The organism is Galbibacter sp. PAP.153 (assembly GCF_037029175.1).
Taxonomy (GTDB): Bacteria; Bacteroidota; Bacteroidia; order Flavobacteriales; family Flavobacteriaceae; genus Galbibacter; species Galbibacter pacificus.
In genome coordinates, this window is the sequence record NZ_JAZEUN010000009.1 from 112,041 (window position 1) to 131,680 (window position 19,640).

Below are 19,640 nucleotides of genomic sequence, written 5' to 3' on the forward strand. Positions count from 1 at the left end.
GGAAAAAATTGAACGAGTTTGATAAACAAAAATAAATAACCAAGGCCTTTCGGGGCCTTTTTTAGTCTTTAAACCTTGGGCAATAAAAAAGCCCCGGTTTATTAGCCGGGACTTAATGTTGTGGTTTTAGGTTTGCCAATGCATTAAACTCAAAAAGCAATGATGAAAATAATTGGTTGCAAAGGCAAGTTCAAAATTGTAATAATTATTACATAAAACCAAGTTAAATTTTATTTTTATGCTAATTTTTAGAAAAAAGTTAATCAAAATCAATAAAAAGGATGTTTTTTCTTACTAATGACATGAGATTTCCTCCTGTTGAAAGTGCTTCTGAAGATGGAATTGTAGCTGTTGGCGGAAATTTATCCATAAAAAGATTGAAAGAAGCCTACCGGGAAGGTATTTTTCCTTGGTACGATGAAAACTCCCTGTTGTTATGGTGGAGCCCCGACCCACGGATGGTTTTACCTCCCTCTAAAGTGAAGATTTCTAAAAGTATGCGAAATGTTTTAAACAAAGGGATTTTTAAGGTCACTTACAACACCAATTTTAAGGATGTTATTAAGAATTGTGCAAAAATAGAACGACCCGGCGAAAACGGAACATGGATACATACCGAAATAATCGAGGCTTATACTAAATTGCACAGTTTGGGAATTGCAAAATCTGTAGAGGTTTGGCACAATAATGAATTGGTCGGCGGACTTTATGGCGTGGACCTCGGCCATATATTTTGTGGCGAGAGCATGTTCTCTAAAATGAGCAATGCCTCCAAAACAGCTTTTATTTTTTTAGCAAGAAAACTGGAGCGCGAAAATTACCAACTCTTAGATTGCCAATTGTATACAAACCATTTGTATACCTTGGGTGCTCGGGAAATCCCAAGGAAAAAATTTATCGATATTTTAAAAAAAACTAAGCCAGCCTTTTAACTTCTTGGTACCTAAAACAGTTTACTTCATGGTCGTTTACCATTCCCGTGGCCTGCATATGCGCATAAATTACCGTAGAACCAACAAATTTGAATCCACGTTTTTTAAGATCCTTGCTTAGCATATCTGAAATTTCGGTGGTTGCAGGCGCGTCTTTATAATAATCAACTTTATTCTGGAGTGGTTCTCCATCAACAAATCCCCAAATATAATTGCTAAAACTTCCAAATTCTTTTTGGATTTTCATAAAGAGCCCCGCATTGGCAATAGTGGCCCTTATTTTTAACCTGTTCCTTATAATTCCTTCATCTAAAAGAAGCTCGTTGAATTTGTCTTCGCCATAATTGGCTATTTTTTTATAGTCAAAATTATCAAAGGCCTTCCTGAAGTTTTCGCGTTTCCTTAAAATGGTAATCCAGCTCAAGCCGGCCTGAAATGTTTCGAGCATCAAGAATTCAAAAATAGTGTCATCGTCATAAACGGGAACACCCCATTCCTCGTCATGGTATGCCTCATAAAGTGGGTCGCCTTCGCACCAGCCGCATCTTTTCATAGATAACAAAAATGTAAGGTTATACTAATTTCCTGTCTAAGATATAAAATCTATGCAAAGCAAAAGTTTTTAAATAATTTTTATGGAAGAAGCAGTAAGGAAATTAATAAAAAATGCAATCTCAAAGTCTTATACATATAAAGCCTACCGGAAGCTAACAGATACGTTGGCCGAAGCAGAAAAGTCTACGGGAGACGAGCAGAGCGAGGCATTGAGCCACTATACTTTATTGAACGCAAAACGTATGAAGCGCCTGGATAAAACTGCCAAGTTATCGGCTGAAGAATTATCGGCAATAAGCAAAACAGCTAAAAAGCTTACTTGGTTGGTAATTACCGAAAGCTGGTGTGGGGACGCTGCACAAACATTGCCCATTATAAATAAAATAGCGGAAGCATCGCCGTTTATTACCTTGAAAATTGTTTTAAGGGATGAAAACAAAGAGTTAATGGACAATTTCTTGACAAGGGGGAGCCGTTCCATCCCGAAACTCATCATGGTCGACGAACAAGTCTCTGAAGTGTTGGATTGTTGGGGGCCAAGACCAACAATTGCTACTGGAATGGTAAAAAATTTTAAGGCAGAACACGGTAAATTAACACCCGGATTTAAGCAAGAACTACAAGTATGGTACAATAAAGACAAAGGAAGAAATACCGTTGAAGATATGTTAAAATTACTCTCCCTGAAATAAATAAGTAATGGTTCCCAGCTGTTCTGGGGTGCCATTTTTGGCAGTAAACCGGGCTTTTAGGGCATATGTAATGGCATTGTCTATTAAGCACCCGTTGGATGTAGTGGAGCTGCCCTTGTTGTATGAGGCGTCTGTTACGTTGCCATAACCATCTACTTTTATGTTTATAACTACTTTGCCAAAACTTTCGCATGTATAAACGGGGTTTGGAAGCTTAACATGCATCCTGTCTATTAAGGAATAGGTAATGGTGGTACGCCTTTTTATATTTATTTTGGGGGCATCTCCCTTTCTTTTAAGCGCTTCTATTTTTTCGCGTTGTTCTTTAAGTTTTTTTGCATATTCACTGGCATAACCATCGTTTAAAGATAGATCGTTGTTGGCTTCCAAGGAATTATTGGGGTTTTCACTAGCAGCTTCCTGGGCCTCTTGTTCCAGTTCTTCTAGGGTTTTAAAGTTGTCTACTTCGTCGGCATACTGACTTTTTTCGGCTTCATTATATGCTTTATGCGTTTCGAGCTCGGTAAGCTTCATTTCTTCTTCCATCGGGATTACATCCTTTGGCAATTCTTCTTCAAAACTCAATTCGTATAAGAATTCTTCTTTTTGTTGACCTGCAAGGTGTATGTTCAATAAAAATAAAAGAAAAATACCCATGGTGCAACAGGTAATAATAAGGGAAAGTTGCCTGTTGTTAAGCTCGTTGATTTTGCTAATAATGGTATCATTAGCGTTATTAAGCTTTGTTATTATTTCTTTTAAGTTCATAATTTGTAAACGACTTGGATGCTAAAGATAAAAAATATTCTTTTTAAGATTGCAGTGTTGTTACAAATGCATCTGGGCTTATAGCATTATTTACGTTGAAATTGCCAATTTTGGTTCTTCGCAAGGCAGATAAATAGGCGCCCGAATTTAAGTGTTTTCCAAAATCATGAGCCAGCGACCGGATATAAGTTCCTTTGCTGCAAATTACTTTAAAGTGGATGTTGGGCATCTCTATCTGAGTTATTTCAAATGTCGAAATGGTTACTTTTCGGGGCTTTATTTCTACCTCCTTTCCTTCTCGGGCAAATTCGTAGAGCCTTTTTCCATCTTTTTTTAATGCTGAAAAAACCGGGGGGAGCTGGTCTATTTCACCTATAAAATCTTGGGTGGCCTTTTTTATTTGTTCCTCGGAGATATGTGCTGTTGGAAAAGTTTTGTCTATTTCGGTTTCCATGTCGTACGATGGTCTTGTGGCGCCCAAGGTAATGGTTCCCGTGTATTCTTTAATCTGTCCTTGTAGTTCGGGTATTTTTTTTGTGAATTTTCCCGTGCAGATAATGAGCAGTCCGGTAGCCAATGGGTCCAAAGTTCCGGCATGCCCTACTTTTATTTTTTTAAGGTTGAATTTTTTTTTAATGGCCCATTTTATTTTGTTGACCGCTTGGAACGAAGACCAGGTTAAAGGCTTGTCTATTAATAATACGTGTCCGTTTTTTATGTTTTCTTCAGTATAAACCATAAAGAAATTTTAATAAATATAACCTAATGCAATGGCAATAAGCCCAACAATAAAGCAATAAATGGCAAAATAGGCCAATTTACTGTTTTTAACCAGTTTTATCATCCAGGTACATGCCAGTATGCCCGAAATAAAAGCAGCCATGAACCCAATGGCCAAGGTGCCTGTATTATGGCTTTCCATTGAAAGCTCTCCTCCAAGGATATCTTTGGCAATTTTTCCGAAAATGAGAGGGACTACCATTAAAAAAGAGAAACGGGCCGCTTTGGATTTATCGTTTCCCAGTAAAACAGACGTAGAAATGGTGGCTCCCGATCGCGATATGCCGGGAAGCATTGCTATGGCCTGCGATATGCCAATTACAAATGCATTTGAAAAGCTTACCGGCTTTCCGGTATGTTTTGCCTTGTCGGCCAAATACAAAAGAAGGGCGGTAACTATAAGCATAAACCCAACCAAAAGGATATTGCCATTAAACAGGAGCTCCAGTTGTTTTTCAAAGAAAAACCCGATAAGTGCTGCTGGGATCATGGATACGATTATTTTTAATGAAAATATTAGCTCGTCATTCCATTTAAACTGAAATATGCCTTTTAAGATTTCCAGAATATCTTTTCTAAAAACTACCATTGTGCTCAATGCGGTGGCAAAATGTAAAACCACGGTAAAAAGCAGGCTTTCCTGTGGGATGGAATGGTCGCCAAGGATGGCTTTCCCTAATTCTAAGTGCCCACTGGAAGAAACTGGTAAAAATTCGGTAAGCCCCTGAATAATTCCAAGGATAATGGCATCTATTACTTCCATTTTTTGTTATGGAGTTTGGATTATTGGTTCTCCTTTTTCTTGTTCGGGTTTAGCAGGATTGCATATACTTCTACGGCAAAGCCCAAAAGTATGACGGTTGGCGCTAAGCGTATTCGCCTAAAACTAAAGATTTCCGGGTTAAAAACATTGGGATCGTCGCTGCCTCCGCCGCTCATGAGGATAAACCCTAAAACAATAAGGGCCAAACCAATAAACATGAATAGGTAATTCTTTTTCTGGAAGATAAATTCTTTATTTGTAGGGGTGTTTTTGTTTTTCACGGTCGTTATTTTTTTAATAATATAAATCGTCTGTCCTCAAATTTAAAAAACGTTGGGTAGCAATATAGGTACTTATCCAGGTAATAATAATTCCAATAACAAAGATACTTATAAATAATAGGGAAAGCCCCAATGGATCTGAAAGTAAATTAAGCTGTGGCATTTTGGTATTGGCATAGTATAAAATACCGCCCATGGCCAGAATGGCAACCAAGGCACCGATCATACCAAGTTTTATACTGTTCCAGATAAAAGGCCTGCGGATAAACCGTTTGGTGGCCCCTACCATTTGCATGGTTTTAATAATAAAGCGTTTGGAATATACCGACAGCCTAATGGAACTGTTTATAAGAAGTACGGCAATAATGGTAAAAACACCACTGGCAATTAATATCCAGAAACTCATTCGCTTTACGTTTTCATTGAGCATGCCAATAAGGGGTTTGTCGTATGAAATGTCGGCCACATAATCTTTTTTAGAGAGATCGGTTACTATTTTTTGAATGCTATCCGTAGAAACATATGCTGCCTTAAGGTGTACGTCAATTGAATTTTGCAGGGGGTTATATCCTAAAAATTCCAAAAAGTTTTCCCCGATTTCCTTGCTGTGTTCTTCTGCCGCTTCGTCTTTAGAAACAAAAGTTGCCGATTTGGTATATTCGGTCATTGCAAGGCTTTTTTGTAGCTGATTGATTTCTACTTCTTTGGCATTATCCTTTAAAAAAACACTTATGGCCACTTGTTCCTTAAAATGATCGGCCAATTTTTTTGTGTTGATAACCAACAAACCCAACATTCCCAAAAGAAACAAAACCAGCGCTATACTTAAGATAACAGAAAAGTAAGATGAAATAAGTTTACGTTTTTGGTAGCGTTCAAAAGATTTGCTCATATTATATTATATAATTGGATGTGTAAAAGTAATAAAGTAAATTTAATCTCGATAATATATAACGCCCAACATGCCTTAAAAGTATGGAGCAAAGAAGTGGATAGGGCAAAAAAGCACAACCGGAACCCACACATGAAATAAGGAAAATATGGATTTACAAACTGAAATAAACAACTTACAATTACCAGATAACCTAGAGCTTCTTGCCAACCAAGTAGTGGAGGGTTTTATAAGCGGGATGCACAAGAGTCCGTTTCACGGGTTTTCTTCGGAATTTGCCGAACATAAAATATATAACCAAGGAGAAAGTACAAGGCATATCGACTGGAAATTATTTGCCAAGACCGATAAGCTTTACACTAAAAAATATGATGAAGAGACCAATCTGCGCTGTCATATTATTATAGATAATTCTGCCTCGATGCATTACCCCGATATTAAAAAGCAATACATAAACAAATTAAACAAATTGGGCTTTTCTGTATTGGCTGCCACCGCTTTAATAAAATTGTTGAAAAAGCAACGTGATGCCGTGGGGCTGAGCATATATGCAGACACGTATGAATTTTATGCGCCCGAAAAAGGGAGCGAAAGGCACATGCACTTACTTTTTAATACGTTGGAAGGGCTTTTAACAAAGAACAATAATGCCCAGCAAACAAAAACATATACATATTTGCACCAAATAGCAGAGAAAATCCATAGAAGGAGCTTGATTTTCTTGTTCACGGACATGTTTCAAACAGAGACCGATCACGATGCACTCTTTCAGGCGCTTCAGCATTTAAAGTATAATAAGCACGAAGTGGTTTTGTTCCATGTATTGGATAAAGAAAAAGAATTTGATTTTAATTTTGACAATGCCCCTAAGCGCTTCAAGGATATTGAAACAGGAGAAATGATCGATTTATTTGCTGAAAATATAAAAGACGCATATAAAGATTCCATGGAGAAATACCAATCGGCCATAAAATTAAGGTGTGCACAATACAAGATTAACTACGTGATTGCCGATGTACAGAAGGATATCAGTAAAATTTTACAGACATATCTCATTGAACGGCAAAGGTTTGCTTAAGGGGGTGAAAAAATATTCAATTTTTTCGCAAAAAAGGTTTGCGTAATTAAAAATGGGGCGTATATTTGCATCCGCAATCAAGCAAGGTCTGGTAGTTCAGTCTGGTTAGAATACATGCCTGTCACGCATGGGGTCGCGGGTTCGAGTCCCGTCCAGACCGCAAATTGCTTAAAGCTTCAATGAGAATTGGAGCTTTTTTTACATAAAGATAGTTGTGTTGTTCAGTGGTAGAAATACTGCTGAAGGTTTAGTAGTTAAACCAATGAAAGGCTTTCCTTTTTAGCTCAGGCTAAATTGTTGAAGGCTTTTTTTGTTTTAAAGGTTTCTCAATTGTTGTATATTTGGGATTATTCCGGATCATGGATCATTCCCAATAGTTGTGTTGGAAAAATATGCAATTTGTTATGCAATATTCCCACAAACTGGTTGTTGAATAAAGAGTTGTTTTAAATTGCAACCATTTTATGGTTTCTCCCTTTCTTGTAATGTCAGTTGTTGCAAACAACATAATAACATAGTTATTGCTATGTGTTTTTTTGCAACTGCCAGACTAGATAATTATATACTGTTTTTGCAATAGCTTATATAACTTGTTATGGTTGAATATATAATTGTATTCATTAAAAAGAAATTCTTCGTTGCTTTGGTGCTAGTGCTTTTTCACACTTGCCTATTGGCACAGGACAAGCCTAAAAAATCTATTTTTAGGGATTCATTGGACAACAAATTGGATTTCAGCGAATTTCTATTGCATCCAAAAGGCTTTATTCCATTTATGCAGCCCATTACCGAGCCAGCCCTTGGACATATAGGTATTATGGTAGCGCCTATATTTATAAAACCCAGTAAGTATCAAACCAAGGAAAAATATGTACCACCAAATATCACTGCCTTTTTTGGCGCATATACGGCCAATAAATCATGGCTTTTTGGCGCATTTAGAATGGGTTTTGTCCCGCAACATGGCATAAAATATACCGTTGCAACAGGATATGGAGCTGTTAATTTAAGTTATTACAGAGAGCTTCCGGTGGTGGGTGAAAAAGAATTTGAGTTTAACTTTAGGTCTTTTCCTTTTTTTGGTTCAATATTAAAACAAATAGGTGGCTCAAATTTTTATGTAGGTCTTGAATATCTTTTTATGAATAGTGACATCTCTCCAAATTTCGATTTTGAAACCCTTCCAGAATTTGTGAGCGATAAAGACTTGAAAAGTAATATTAGTAGTCCGGGAATTGTATTGGAATTTGATAAAAGAGATAATATTTTCACCCCAGATAAGGGCCTTTTTGTTAATACTAGTTTTCATGTAAACGACAATTGGACAGGCAGTGATTTTAGTTTTCATAATTTTGAATTGATTGCTTTAAAATACATTCAACTAAGGAATAACTGGATAAGCGGTTTCCGCTTTCAAACAGACCAGCAATTTGGTGATGCCCCATTTTATGCCCAGCCAGGCATACAGTTAAGGGGGGTCCCGGCGGCACGGTATCAAGGAACCTCTACATACATACTGGAAACAGAACAGCGCTATGATGTTTCATTGCGTTGGAGCGGTGTGGCCTTTGGCGGGATGGCCAAGGCTGTTAATGACAATCAAAGCTTTAATGAGGCAGATTTTATATATAATTACGGTGCAGGCTTTAGGTATTTAATAGCAAGGAAATTTAAAATCCGTGTAGGGGTAGACGTGGCTTGGTCTAATAACGATTTTGGATATTACATAGTATTTGGATCGGCTTGGAACCAAAGAAATTAAGTTGTTGAATTTTCCCTGTATATTATTATCTTTGAGTTAGACGAGATTTTTATAATTAACTGACTTCTTTTAGAGGTAAAAAACACATCTTCCCCCATTATAAAAATTAAAACTATTGCTAAAAACATGAAGGTTTTATTAATTGTCATATTTGTAAGTGTTATAGGATATGCACAGATACAAAGCGATTATGATAAATCTATTGATTTTGCCTCTTACAAAACATATTCTTTTGAAGGATGGGAAAAAAATAGCGACCAGGTATTGACCGATTTTGACAAAAAGCGAATCACAGATGCCATACAGTCCGAGTTGACCGCACGAGGAATGTCGATGGTAGATTCTGGGGCAGATGTGGCCGTTACATTGTACGTGGTAGTCAATAAAAAAACAAGCAAAACTGCTTATACCGACTTTAACGGAAGTCTTGGTTATGGAGGCCGTTGGGGCTGGGGCTGGGGCTTGGCACCAGGAATGGTTTCAGCAACCACAACTTTTGATGAAGACGATTATATGGAAGGGACCCTTGTGGTGGACATGTACGACGGACAAACCAAAAAGCTGGCCTGGCAAGGCGTAATTACTTCTGTAGTAAAAGAAAAAGCAGAACAAAGGGATAAGTCTATTCCTAAAAAAATAAAAAAATTAATGAAAAAATACCCTGTCAAGCCTATGGAATAATATAAAGACATCATTGAAATATAGATGTTCGGGACCTCAAACTACAAAAATTTCAGAGCACTTCTGAAATCAATTTGCAGTCAATAACCAATAAATTTATAGAAATGAAAACGGTTCAATCAAGTAGTTTCAGGGTTTCGACACAAAAAAACAAAAAGATAAAGGTATATGTATGGGCCATCATATGTATTCTGTTCATGGGCAATGGTAAGCTCTATGGGCAAGATGGCGATATGGATAATCAATGGGATTTTTTAATAGAGCCCTATATAATGTTTAGTAACATGTCTGGACATTTGGGCGTTGGGGTTATTCCTCCTGTTGAAGTAGATGCCGAGCCCGATGATATATTCAGTAGGCTGCAAATAGGGGGCATGCTTTATCTTGAGGCCCATAATGCAAAATGGGCCATTACATCCGATTTTATTTACATGGACTTGGAGCAGCGTGTTAATGCCGACAGGGTTTTAATTGAATCTGGCAGGGCCAACGCCAAACAATTATGTTACGAACTGGCAGGTTTATACAGATTAAACCCTTATCTGGAAGTAGGGCTGGCAGGAAGGGTAAACGCTGTTAAATCAAGCTTGGATGTACAAACCATAGGCGCTGTTGGCGATGTTAGATATGAAAGTGCTTCCTTGTCGGAATTCTGGATAGATCCGGTTGCCGTGGCAAGAGTGTCCAAAACGTATAATGAAAAATTATATTGGATTTTTAGGGGCGATATTGGTGGTTTTGGAATTGGTTCCGACCTAACTTGGCAAATACAGGCATATGTAGGATATAAATTTTCCAAGGTTATACAGAGTTCCGTTGGGGATCGTGTTATGAGCATGGATTATGAAACGGGTAGCGGAAGGGACTATTTTAGGTATGATGTCAGGAATTTTGGACCAAATATCCGAATAGGGTTTAATTTATAGTGAAATGAAAAGACAATAAAAAACGTATAAAGTTTTAGGTTCGTTTTTAATTATAAAACCCCTGTAAAAACATTGTTTTACAGGGGTTTTCTGTATTTAAGAACTGGGCTTCAGAATTGATTTATAAAAGACCTAAAATTTTTAAATGAGTTTTCAGAATGAAATAAAAATGATGACTGTTTGTAAAATGAAGTAGCTTAACGTCACAAAATTTTCACTAAGTCCAAGTCTTCCTTATCGAAAATCTTTGTTCGATTCATTTAGTTGGTATTTATCTTGAGTAAGATGTTTTTGATTATATTAGCAAAATTTAATACCAAATAGAAAAAGAATAATGGGTAAAAAGCTATCCCGGTAGAAGAGCAAATCAAAAAGTTGTTGAGCCGTGGTATGGTCATGGATTGGGGAGAGGAGAAGGCTAAAGAAATTTTGTTAGATATTGGTTATTACCGCTTAGGATTTTATTGGAATCCGTTTCAAATAGACGATGAGCATAATTTAGTAGAAGGCACACTATTTTCTAATGTTGTTAAGTTGTATTACTTAGATACTGATCTTAAGCATATTTTAACCAAAGCACTAAATAGAATAGAAATTAATTTTAAAACTCAATTAATTTATTATACTTCTGTAAAATATAATGAAAACCCAACTTGGTTTGCAGATAAAAAAATAGTAGCAAAGACTTTTGTGGATAATTTCCCGAAATTTTATACTAAGAAATTTAAGTCAGATAATAAACCCATAAAGCGTCATCATGCCAAATATCCCAATGAAATTTATGCTCCTGCATGGAAAACTTTAGAATTTTTAACTCTGGGAAGTGTTATTACATTATATATTTCTTTACAGAATAAATCGTTACGGGAAACAATTGCATCTCAATATGGCATTAAGAGTGTTAATGTTTTTGAGAATTTTTTGCTAACTATATTATTCATCAGGAACATTTGTGCACACAGTGATTTATTATTTGATGCCAATACTCCAAAAGAAATTAAAACTACACCATTGGTTAAGTTCAATAATAGCAATAGGCATAGTTTAGATTCCTCTATTAAGGTGATTTTATATCTGTTAAACCAAATATCAGAAAGTAGGTCTAAAATAATACAAACAGAGATTGAAAATCTTTTTGAGGAATATAGAGACGATGGAGTTATTAAAAATATCATAACTGACAAGATGGGGTATGTATATCCATTGGCATGATATTTGAGTTATATGAAATCATTATTTTATAAAATGGTATAAAAGTTGTATATTTGTACTTGAATAGTGCCCAACCAATTATTATACATTGGTGCTGCACTCTAAAATATTGAAAATATAAAACCCAGGCTCTGCCCTGGGTTTTTTATTTTATTGCCTTGTTTTATTTTTGAAATAAAACAAATCTTTTGTCAGTAAAAAATCAAAAACCCCTGCAAAACATTGTTTTACAGGGGTTTTAAGTACTCGAGGCGGGACTTGAACCCGCACGGACATTACTGCCCACTGGATTTTAAGTCCAGCGTGTCTACCAATTCCACCACTCGAGCGAAATGCCATTAATGAAAAAAACGGTTTTAAAAGTGTTGAGAAAACCACAACCTAATTACATAAAACCGCTTGGTGTTTGTTGAGCGAAAAACGGGATTCGAACCCGCGACCTCAACCTTGGCAAGGTTGCGCTCTACCAACTGAGCTATTTTCGCATAATTTCAAAAATATAAAGAACACTTTATAAAAGCAACATTCAATAATCGCTGAATGCGGATGCAAATTTAATACAATTCTGTAAAAAGCAAAGCTTTTTTTAAATAAAAGTTAATCGGTGCCATAAACCAGTTAAGGATAAGTTGATTAAGATATTACCATTCATTATAACATTTTAGTATATTGATTTAAAAATATATTTAGTTCGTTATTTTTTAACCAGCATACGCTTAATTTCATTGAGTTTCATCAGGGCTTCAACCGGGGTTAAGGTATCAATATCGGTGTGCAATATTTCATCTTTAATATTTTCAAGCAATGGGTCGTCTAAGTTAAAAAAGCTTAATTGCATTTCGTTTTGAGAGGCTTTTAAGTTGTCTGTAAGTTCTTCACTACTATGCGATTTTTCCAATTTCTTTAAAATTTTGTTCGCCCGGTGTATTACTTGCTGTGGCATTCCGGCCATTTTTGCAACATGTATCCCAAAACTATGTTCACTGCCGCCTGGTATCAACTTCCGTAGGAACAATACATTGTCTTTTAATTCTTTTACCGATACATTAAAGTTTTTAATCCGCGTAAAAGTTTCTGTCATTTCGTTCAGCTCATGATAATGAGTTGCAAATAAGGTTTTTGCCTTACCGGGGTGCTCATGGATATATTCGGCAATGGCCCAGGCAATAGAAATACCGTCGTAGGTACTGGTGCCCCGCCCAATTTCATCTAAAAGGATCAGGCTTCGGTTGGAAAGGTTGTTCAGGATGGAGGCCGTTTCGTTCATCTCTACCATGAAAGTAGATTCTCCCAAAGAAATATTGTCGCTGGCCCCTACACGTGTAAATATTTTGTCTACAATTCCTATGCGCACCTTTTCCGCCGGCACAAAACTTCCTATCTGGGCTAAAAGCACAATAAGTGCCGTTTGTCGCAAAATGGCCGATTTACCGCTCATATTGGGTCCGGTAATCATAATAATTTGCTGTTCGTCCCGGTTTAGCGAGGTGTTGTTGGCAATATAGGCCTCTCCCGGGGGCAATTGTTTTTCAATTACGGGGTGCCTTCCGTTTATAATTTCAAGATCAAACGATTCGTCAATTTCCGGCAGCACATAATTATTTTCTGTTGCAAGTTGTACAAAGCCGCATAAACAATCCAATTGAGCTATTAAAAAAGCATTGCTTTGAACCGATTGTATGTACGAGTGCATCCATACAACCAGTTGCGAAAAAAGCTCCTGCTCCAAAATGGCAATTTTTTCTTCAGCACCTAAAATTTTGGCTTCATATTCTTTTAGTTCTTCGGTAATGTACCTTTCGGCATTCACCAAGGTCTGTTTACGTATCCAGTTTTCTGGAACCTTGTCTTTATGCGTATTTCTTACCTCTATATAGTAACCAAAAACATTGTTGCTGGCTATTTTTAACGATGAGATTCCCGTGTTTTTCATTTCACGCTCCAGCATTTGGTCAAGATAATCTTTTCCCGAAAAAGCCAAACTTCTCAGTTCGTCCAGTTCGCTCGAAAAGCCTTTTGCGATTACGTTCCCTTTGGCAAGGTTTACCGGTGCTTCTTCGTGTATGGTTTCTTTTATGCGGTTCCTTAAAACATCGCATAAGTTTAATCGGTTGCCAATGATTTTTAGCGCATCGTTTTTACTGTTTTCCGATGTTTTTTTTATGGGTACGATTGCTTCCAACGAATTTTTAAGCAAAATCACCTCTCTTGGGTTTATCTTCCCCGTGGCCACTTTGGAGATTAGCCTTTCCAGATCGCTTATTTGTTTTATCTGTTCCCTGAAAGAAAGCATCAGTTCGTTCTCTCGTTTTAGGTACTCCACTATTTCATGGCGCTGTTTTATCTTTTCCATATTTTTTAGCGGGAGTGCCAGCCAGCGCTTTAATAAACGGCCCCCCATGGGCGAAATGGTTTTATCTATAACGTCCAACAGGGTTACGGCGTTGGCAGACGGGGCTTGGTAAAGTTCCAGGTTCCTAATGGTAAAACGGTCCATCCACACATATTCTTCCTCGGCAATGCGCGAAATGGCCGTTATGTGCTCAAGTTTGCTGTGCTGCGTTTCCGACAAGTAATGCAATGCCGCACCGCCGGCAATAATGCCACATTCCAAGTGCTCTATTCCAAAGCCCTTAAGCGATTTTGTTTTAAAATGATTGTTAAGGGTTTCATGGGCATAATCTTCCTGAAAAACCCAATCTTCCATAAAAAAAGTATGGTATTCCTTGCCAAAATTTTCAGAGAACACGGTTTTGTACTTTTTAGAGATCAAAACTTCACTCGGACTAAAATTTTGAAGTAATTTTGCAATATATTCTTCATTGCCTTCAGCAGTTAAAAACTCACCCGTAGAAACATCCAGGAACGACACGCCCATTTGCTTTTTGCCAAAATAAAGAGCACATAAAAAATTGTTCGATTTTGCCGTTAATATATCATCGTTGAGAGCTACGCCCGGTGTAACCAGTTCTGTAACGCCCCTTTTTACAATCGTTTTTGTTTGTTTGGGGTCTTCCAGTTGGTCGCATATCGCCACCCGTTGCCCGGCTTTCACCAATTTCGGCAAATAAGTATTTAAGGAATGGTGGGGGAAACCGGCCAGCTCCGTCCTATCGCCGCCATTGTTCCTGTGCGTAAGTACAATCCCTAAAATTTTGGCCGCATGCACTGCATCTTCTCCAAACGTTTCATAAAAATCCCCTACCCTGAACAGTAATAAAGCATCGGGGTATTTCGCCTTAATGCTGTTGTATTGTTTCATTAAAGGCGTTGTTTTTTTACTTTTTGTCGTTGCCAAATCTTATATAAATTAGGTTGTTTAGCGAAAGTATTATTTTTTAAGCTTCCATGCCATTTTTAGCGCAATGGGTTATAAACAAAATCTGTTCATTAGTTCCATTTGCAGCCCTTTTGCACGCACAAACCAACCAGTGTGGTTGCCCGCTTTCACCTTTACGCGCCCCGACCGAAAGCGTCGGGGCGGGTATCGGCTCAATCGGGGCTATTGGCAAACGTTTTTTTGTACAGCCGTAATGGTTACTTTTGCACAAACAAGCAATATAACGATGCGGAAATTAAAGAATAGCGAACTTGAACGTTTAAACGTACCAGAATTTAAACAGGCCAAGAAAACACCATTAATCATTGTGCTCGACAACATCAGGAGCCTAAACAATATTGGTTCGGTTTTCAGGACCGCCGATGCCTTTTTGATTAAAAAAATATATCTCTGCGGCATTACGGCCACACCACCACATAAAGATATCCATAAAACTGCATTGGGCGCTACCGAAAGCGTAGCTTGGGAATATGTAGAAAATACAGAGGCCCTTATCGCCAAATTAAAACAGGAAGGTATCTATACCATTGCAGTGGAGCAGGCCGAAAACGCAACCTTGCTTCAAAATTTCTCCGTGAAAACCAATCAAACATATGCCATTGTTTTTGGAAACGAGGTAAAAGGGGTAAAGCAAAAAGTAGTTTCAATGGTCGATGAAGTAGTAGAAATACCGCAGTTTGGCACCAAGCATTCCTTGAATATTTCAGTAAGCACAGGAGTGGTCGTGTGGGATTTGTTCTGCAAATTATCGGTATAAAAAAGGGATTCGATAATTCGAATCCCGGGTAAATATATTAAGTAAAGTTAGCTAGTTTCTTGCTTAAAGTCTTCTACGAATTAAGCAAACCTCTGGGAGAAATCCAAAAAAAATCTTAAATAAAGTCAATCAAAAAACCGATTGACCTAAAAATCATGCAGTTTGTCGATGATAAAACGATAATCATTTTTATTCTGGACAAAATCCAAATCGGTAACATCAATAACCAACGGATTAATTTCGGGGTGCGTTTTTATAAATTCCAAATACCCGTTGTTAATACTGTTTAGGTAATCTTCGGGGATGTTCTGCTCATACGTGCGCCCGCGTTTATGTATGTTACGCAATAATTGTTCGGTACTTTGGTACAGGTATACATAAACGTCAGGCTTTATTACTTCTTTGTACATAAAGTTAAAAACCTTTCTGTATAGCATAAACTCGTCTTCCTGTAATGTAACTTTGGCAAATATCAACGATTTAAAAATATCGTAATCGCTTACCATAAAATTCTTGAAAAGGTCCGGGCGCGAAGTATCGTCTGTAAATTGCTGGTAACGATCGGCCAGGAAAGACATCTCCAACGGAAAGGCATAGCGGTTACGGTCTTCGTAAAATTTTGGCAAAAACGGGTTGTCTGCAAAACGTTCTAAAATAAGTTTCCCGTTAAAATCTTCTGCAATTTTTGTGGCCAAGGTTGTTTTTCCAGCACCAATATTTCCTTCAATGGCAATAAAATTAAATTGAGAAAAATCTTTTTTGGCAATTGTTATCTCAAGTTTTGTTTTTACAAGCTCACTTTTATCTCCGCATTCATTTAAAAGTTCGGCAATGCTTTTTTGTAGTATGGGGTGTATTTTTCCCGGGGCAATTGCAGCCAACGGTTGTAGCACAAACTTTCGTAGATGCAACTGCGGGTGCGGGACAACAAGATCCGGTTCGTCAATAATGGCATCGTTATAAAACAGGATATCCAGATCGATGGTCCGGGCAGAATAGCCTTTTTTCTTGTTCCGTACCCTTCCCATTTCTTTTTCAATCTGTAAAAGTACGTCCAGTAATTCTTGTGGTTGCATTTCGGTATCCAAGGCCACACAAATATTGTAAAAGTCGTCGCTGTCAAAACCCCAGGCCGGGGTTTGATATATGGGCGAGCAGGAAACTACTTTGCCGGCCCTTGCATGCAATAAGTTTACAGTTTTGCTTAAGTTCTCAAACTTGTTTCCAAGATTGCTTCCTGCCGAAAGATATGTACGTTTATAGTGAATCATTATAAAGTACAAAGTAACGAAAGATATAAAAGCTATGCATAAAAAAAGACCGAATATATAAAACATATCCGGTCTTTAGGTTAGGGGGATTATTATGAGTGTAATCCACTATTTAAACTTTACGCTAGCAAAAACGATAGTTTAAATTTACTAATTCAAAAAAATCAAAAATACGTTTGTAAATATATGAAATTCAATGTCTTGTATATAATTTTTATGCTTGTAAATTCTTGTAGTCCAATACATTAATTTTGGTGTAGGAATTTTTAGAAATAATTATAAAAAAGCCTTTTAGTTTGTTTTTATTGCGCTGGAAGTTATCTTTGAACTTCTTCTTAATTTAGAATATATGAAGTTTTTAAGAAATCTATTAGCCGCAATTTTAGGGACAATTATTGCATTGGGAATGATATTCATGGTCTTTTTGGTTTTTTTGACCATTGCCGGGAGCTCGGAAGAGCCTATAAAGGTTAAAAACAATTCTGTTTTGGAATTAACCTTCGAGGAGCCCATAAAAGATTACGGAGGAAAATATGAATTTACGGACATTGACTTCAATTTTGAAGAATATAACGGGCTCAACAATGTTTTGCTCGCCATAAAAGCCGCGGCCACCGACGATAAAATAAAAGGTATTAGCATAAACAATTCTTTTTTATCAACCGGGGCGGCAAATACAAAAAGTATCCGCGATGCCATCAAAAAATTTAAGGCTTCAGGTAAATTTGTGTATGCTTACGGTGATCTTTTCCTTCAAAAGGATTATTATCTGGCCTCTGTAGCCGACTCGGTTTTTTTAAATCCAATCGGGAATTTAGATTTTAGGGGGCTTTCTTCAGAAATATTATACCTAAAAGAGCTTCAGGAAAAATCGGGCATTAAAATGGAAGTCATCCGCCATGGAAAATACAAAAGTGCGGTAGAGCCCTATTTAAGTAACCAAATGAGCGAAGAAAACAGGGCGCAAATTACCCAATTGTTATCTTCGGTCTGGAATACTTATCTGGAAGATATATCTGAAAGTAGAAATATTAACATTGAAAATTTAAACACTTTTGCCGATGAGCTGGCTACTAGAACGCCAGAAATGGCACTGCAAAACAATTTTGTTGATGCATTGAGTTATATAGACCAATACAATACACTGCTTAAGGATAAATTAGGCTTAACAAAAAACGAAGACATTAACCGTATCAATATTCTGGATTATGCCGAGTTTGCCTCCAGAAAAGTAAAAACAAGCGGAAAAGACCGCATTGCGGTAATTTATGCGCAAGGCGAAATAGGTTACGGTAAAGGAAACGACAATTATATCGGGCAGGAAGTCATGTTTAAGTCGCTTAAAGAAGCCCGTGAAGACGATAAGGTAAAGGCAATTGTACTTAGGATCAATTCTCCTGGCGGCATGGCACTTACCTCCGATATTATTTGGAGGGAAATAGAAGTTACCAAAAAGGTAAAACCCGTAATTGTATCCATGGGCGACCTGGCAGCTTCGGGAGGATATTACATGGCGGTGGCCGGCGATAAAATTTTTGCCGAACCTTCTACCATTACAGGTTCCATTGGGGTTTTTGCTACTATCCCGAACGTAAGTGAACTGGCCGGAAAATGGGGCATTAATGCAGAGCAGGTAAATACCAATAAAAATGCTACCGCATACAGTTTGTTTGAACCGGCCACAGACAATTTTAAAAAATATGCCAAAGAAGGGATTGAAGACTTTTATAAAACCTTCCTCAAAAAAGTATCCGAAGGAAGGGGAATGAGCGTAGAAGCCGTAGACGCTGTTGCCCAAGGCAGGGTTTGGACAGGCTTGCAGGCAAAAGAAAATGGTTTGGTAGACGAAATAGGAGGCATAGACGAAGCAGTTGCATATGCGGCCAAAACCAGCAACACGAAAGATTATGCCTTAAAAAATTACCCGGTATACGAAACCAGTATCGAAGAGATTTTGCAAGGTTTTTCCGGGCTGGGGTTTGTAAAAAGCAAAGAACAATTGCTAAAAGAAGAACTTGGCGAAGAGGCATTTAACTTAATGCAACAAGTAAAAGCAATGGCCAATAAAAAAGGATTGCAGGCAAGAATGCCTTTTGAAATAAACATACACTAAATGGTTGCTAAAGACAAAAGGCTTGCTTTTAGGCTATATCTCTATTTAGGTGCGTTGTTTATTACCTCATTGGTAGTGTCCAACCTTATATTTCAAAAATTTTTTTATTGGTATCCCTTTGGCGATATAAAAATTTTTGGAGCCTCTTTGTTTCAAATTTCGGTGGGAATATTGCCATACCCCATTACGTTTTTAATAACCGACCTTATTTCTGAAATTTATGGAAAGAAAAAAGCAAATCAGGTGGTAACGGCCGGAATTTTTGCTTCTTTCTTTTCAATGCTCATTATCTTAATTGCAGAAAAGGCCCCGGCATTAAAAACATCGCCCATTCAAGACGAAACGTTTACCCAGGTATTTGCCCTTTCGCCCATTGCCGTGTTTGCGTCCATGATTGCATATCTTTTGGCACAGTACATAGATATTACAATTTATCATTTCTGGAAAAGGATTACCAAGGGTAAATATCTTTGGCTACGCAATAACTTTTCAACCTTTACGTCGCAGTTTATAGATACTTTTACGGTGGTTTTTCTGTTGTGCGTTTTTAAAGTACTTCCGTGGTCTTTGTTTTACGGATTGGTGGTAAGCGGTTTTTTCTTCAAGGTTTTGGTGGCCATTTTGGATACGCCTTTTCTGTACCTTTTTGTTTTCCTTTTTAAAAAAAGGTTTAAACTTAAGCCGGGCGAGGAAATAGATTTGGAAGTTTAAGTAAGTGTTATTTTTATTGGCAAGGCTTTTTTTGTCTAAATACTTGAAATCCCATTAAGTATATGTAATCTTTTACGCGCAATATCTTCGTATATATTTTACAAACATTAAACTTTTATTAAAATG

18 protein-coding genes and 3 tRNA genes are annotated in these 19,640 nt (G+C 37.3%); 11 read left to right on the plus strand and 10 right to left on the minus strand.

Annotated features, from left to right (window positions below; all coding sequences use genetic code 11):
* Positions 1–281 precede the first annotated feature (281 nt).
* Positions 282–932 (plus strand): leucyl/phenylalanyl-tRNA--protein transferase, encoded by a 651-nt coding sequence (gene aat / locus UXI14_RS07655; RefSeq protein ID WP_335965636.1) that lies wholly within the window; start codon positions 282–284, stop codon positions 930–932.
* Here the strand turns inward: aat and UXI14_RS07660 are convergent.
* Positions 916–1,485, minus strand: coding sequence for a DNA-3-methyladenine glycosylase I (locus UXI14_RS07660; protein WP_335965637.1), 570 nt, complete (start codon positions 1,483–1,485; stop codon positions 916–918). The genes aat and UXI14_RS07660 overlap by 17 nt on opposite strands.
* 82 nt (positions 1,486–1,567) lie before the next feature.
* On the opposite strand from UXI14_RS07660, the gene UXI14_RS07665 reads away from it, so the two are divergent.
* A complete protein-coding gene (locus UXI14_RS07665) occupies positions 1,568–2,179 on the plus strand; it encodes a thioredoxin family protein (protein WP_335965638.1) in 612 nt (203 codons plus the stop codon).
* On the opposite strand, the gene UXI14_RS07670 is transcribed toward UXI14_RS07665, so the two are convergent.
* Genes UXI14_RS07670 through UXI14_RS07690 form a run of 5 tightly spaced genes read right to left on the minus strand, consistent with a single transcriptional unit; the run spans position 2,162 to position 5,663 of the window.
* The gene (locus tag UXI14_RS07670; protein ID WP_335965639.1) at positions 2,162–2,947 is read right to left on the minus strand and encodes a hypothetical protein; all 786 of its coding nucleotides are present in this window, start codon (positions 2,945–2,947) and stop codon (positions 2,162–2,164) included. The genes UXI14_RS07665 and UXI14_RS07670 overlap by 18 nt on opposite strands.
* A gap of 43 nt (positions 2,948–2,990) precedes the next feature.
* Positions 2,991–3,686 (minus strand): tRNA pseudouridine(55) synthase TruB, encoded by a 696-nt coding sequence (truB, locus tag UXI14_RS07675; protein WP_335965640.1) that lies wholly within the window; start codon positions 3,684–3,686, stop codon positions 2,991–2,993.
* A gap of 9 nt (positions 3,687–3,695) precedes the next feature.
* On the minus strand, positions 3,696–4,490 hold the full coding sequence (locus tag UXI14_RS07680; RefSeq protein ID WP_335965641.1) for an undecaprenyl-diphosphate phosphatase: 795 nt from the start codon (positions 4,488–4,490) through the stop codon (positions 3,696–3,698).
* A gap of 20 nt (positions 4,491–4,510) precedes the next feature.
* The gene (locus tag UXI14_RS07685) at positions 4,511–4,771 is read right to left on the minus strand and encodes a DUF3098 domain-containing protein (protein WP_277899656.1); all 261 of its coding nucleotides are present in this window, start codon (positions 4,769–4,771) and stop codon (positions 4,511–4,513) included.
* A gap of 13 nt (positions 4,772–4,784) precedes the next feature.
* A complete protein-coding gene (locus tag UXI14_RS07690) occupies positions 4,785–5,663 on the minus strand; it encodes a permease-like cell division protein FtsX (protein ID WP_335965642.1) in 879 nt (292 codons plus the stop codon).
* A gap of 148 nt (positions 5,664–5,811) precedes the next feature.
* Here UXI14_RS07690 and UXI14_RS07695 point away from each other — a divergent pair, with 148 nt between their 5' ends.
* The 6 genes from UXI14_RS07695 to UXI14_RS07720 all read left to right on the plus strand — a co-directional run bounded on the left by UXI14_RS07695 (position 5,812) and on the right by UXI14_RS07720 (position 11,322).
* Positions 5,812–6,741: a DUF58 domain-containing protein gene (locus UXI14_RS07695; RefSeq protein WP_335965643.1), complete on the plus strand. Its 930-nt coding sequence runs from the start codon at positions 5,812–5,814 to the stop codon at positions 6,739–6,741.
* Positions 6,742–6,826: 85 nt separating this feature from the next.
* Positions 6,827–6,901, plus strand: a tRNA-Asp gene (locus UXI14_RS07700).
* 435 nt (positions 6,902–7,336) lie between these two features.
* Complete coding sequence (locus UXI14_RS07705) at positions 7,337–8,503, plus strand: glyceraldehyde-3-phosphate dehydrogenase (RefSeq protein WP_335965644.1); 1,167 nt, start codon at positions 7,337–7,339, stop codon at positions 8,501–8,503.
* Positions 8,504–8,629: 126 nt separating this feature from the next.
* On the plus strand, positions 8,630–9,184 hold the full coding sequence (locus UXI14_RS07710; RefSeq protein WP_335965645.1) for a DUF4136 domain-containing protein: 555 nt from the start codon (positions 8,630–8,632) through the stop codon (positions 9,182–9,184).
* Positions 9,185–9,288: 104 nt separating this feature from the next.
* Positions 9,289–10,110, plus strand: coding sequence for a hypothetical protein (locus UXI14_RS07715; protein WP_335965646.1), 822 nt, complete (start codon positions 9,289–9,291; stop codon positions 10,108–10,110).
* A 378-nt stretch (positions 10,111–10,488) separates the two neighbouring features.
* Positions 10,489–11,322: an Abi family protein gene (locus tag UXI14_RS07720; protein WP_335965647.1), complete on the plus strand. Its 834-nt coding sequence runs from the start codon at positions 10,489–10,491 to the stop codon at positions 11,320–11,322.
* 243 nt (positions 11,323–11,565) lie between these two features.
* Here the strand turns inward: UXI14_RS07720 and UXI14_RS07725 are convergent.
* The 3 genes from UXI14_RS07725 to mutS all read right to left on the minus strand — a co-directional run bounded on the left by UXI14_RS07725 (position 11,566) and on the right by mutS (position 14,584).
* A tRNA-Leu gene (locus UXI14_RS07725) sits at positions 11,566–11,651 on the minus strand.
* Between the two features lie 83 nt (positions 11,652–11,734).
* Positions 11,735–11,807 (minus strand) — tRNA-Gly (locus tag UXI14_RS07730).
* A gap of 209 nt (positions 11,808–12,016) precedes the next feature.
* Positions 12,017–14,584, minus strand: coding sequence for a DNA mismatch repair protein MutS (gene mutS / locus UXI14_RS07735; RefSeq protein ID WP_335965648.1), 2,568 nt, complete (start codon positions 14,582–14,584; stop codon positions 12,017–12,019).
* Positions 14,585–14,888: 304 nt separating this feature from the next.
* Here mutS and UXI14_RS07740 point away from each other — a divergent pair, with 304 nt between their 5' ends.
* Positions 14,889–15,419: an RNA methyltransferase gene (locus UXI14_RS07740; protein ID WP_335965649.1), complete on the plus strand. Its 531-nt coding sequence runs from the start codon at positions 14,889–14,891 to the stop codon at positions 15,417–15,419.
* 146 nt (positions 15,420–15,565) lie between these two features.
* On the opposite strand, the gene folK is transcribed toward UXI14_RS07740, so the two are convergent.
* Positions 15,566–16,690 (minus strand): 2-amino-4-hydroxy-6-hydroxymethyldihydropteridine diphosphokinase, encoded by a 1,125-nt coding sequence (gene folK / locus UXI14_RS07745; RefSeq protein WP_335965650.1) that lies wholly within the window; start codon positions 16,688–16,690, stop codon positions 15,566–15,568.
* A gap of 349 nt (positions 16,691–17,039) precedes the next feature.
* On the opposite strand from folK, the gene sppA reads away from it, so the two are divergent.
* Positions 17,040–18,803 (plus strand): signal peptide peptidase SppA, encoded by a 1,764-nt coding sequence (sppA, locus tag UXI14_RS07750; protein WP_335965651.1) that lies wholly within the window; start codon positions 17,040–17,042, stop codon positions 18,801–18,803.
* The gene (locus UXI14_RS07755; protein ID WP_335965652.1) at positions 18,804–19,514 is read left to right on the plus strand and encodes a queuosine precursor transporter; all 711 of its coding nucleotides are present in this window, start codon (positions 18,804–18,806) and stop codon (positions 19,512–19,514) included.
* Positions 19,515–19,640 lie beyond the last annotated feature (126 nt).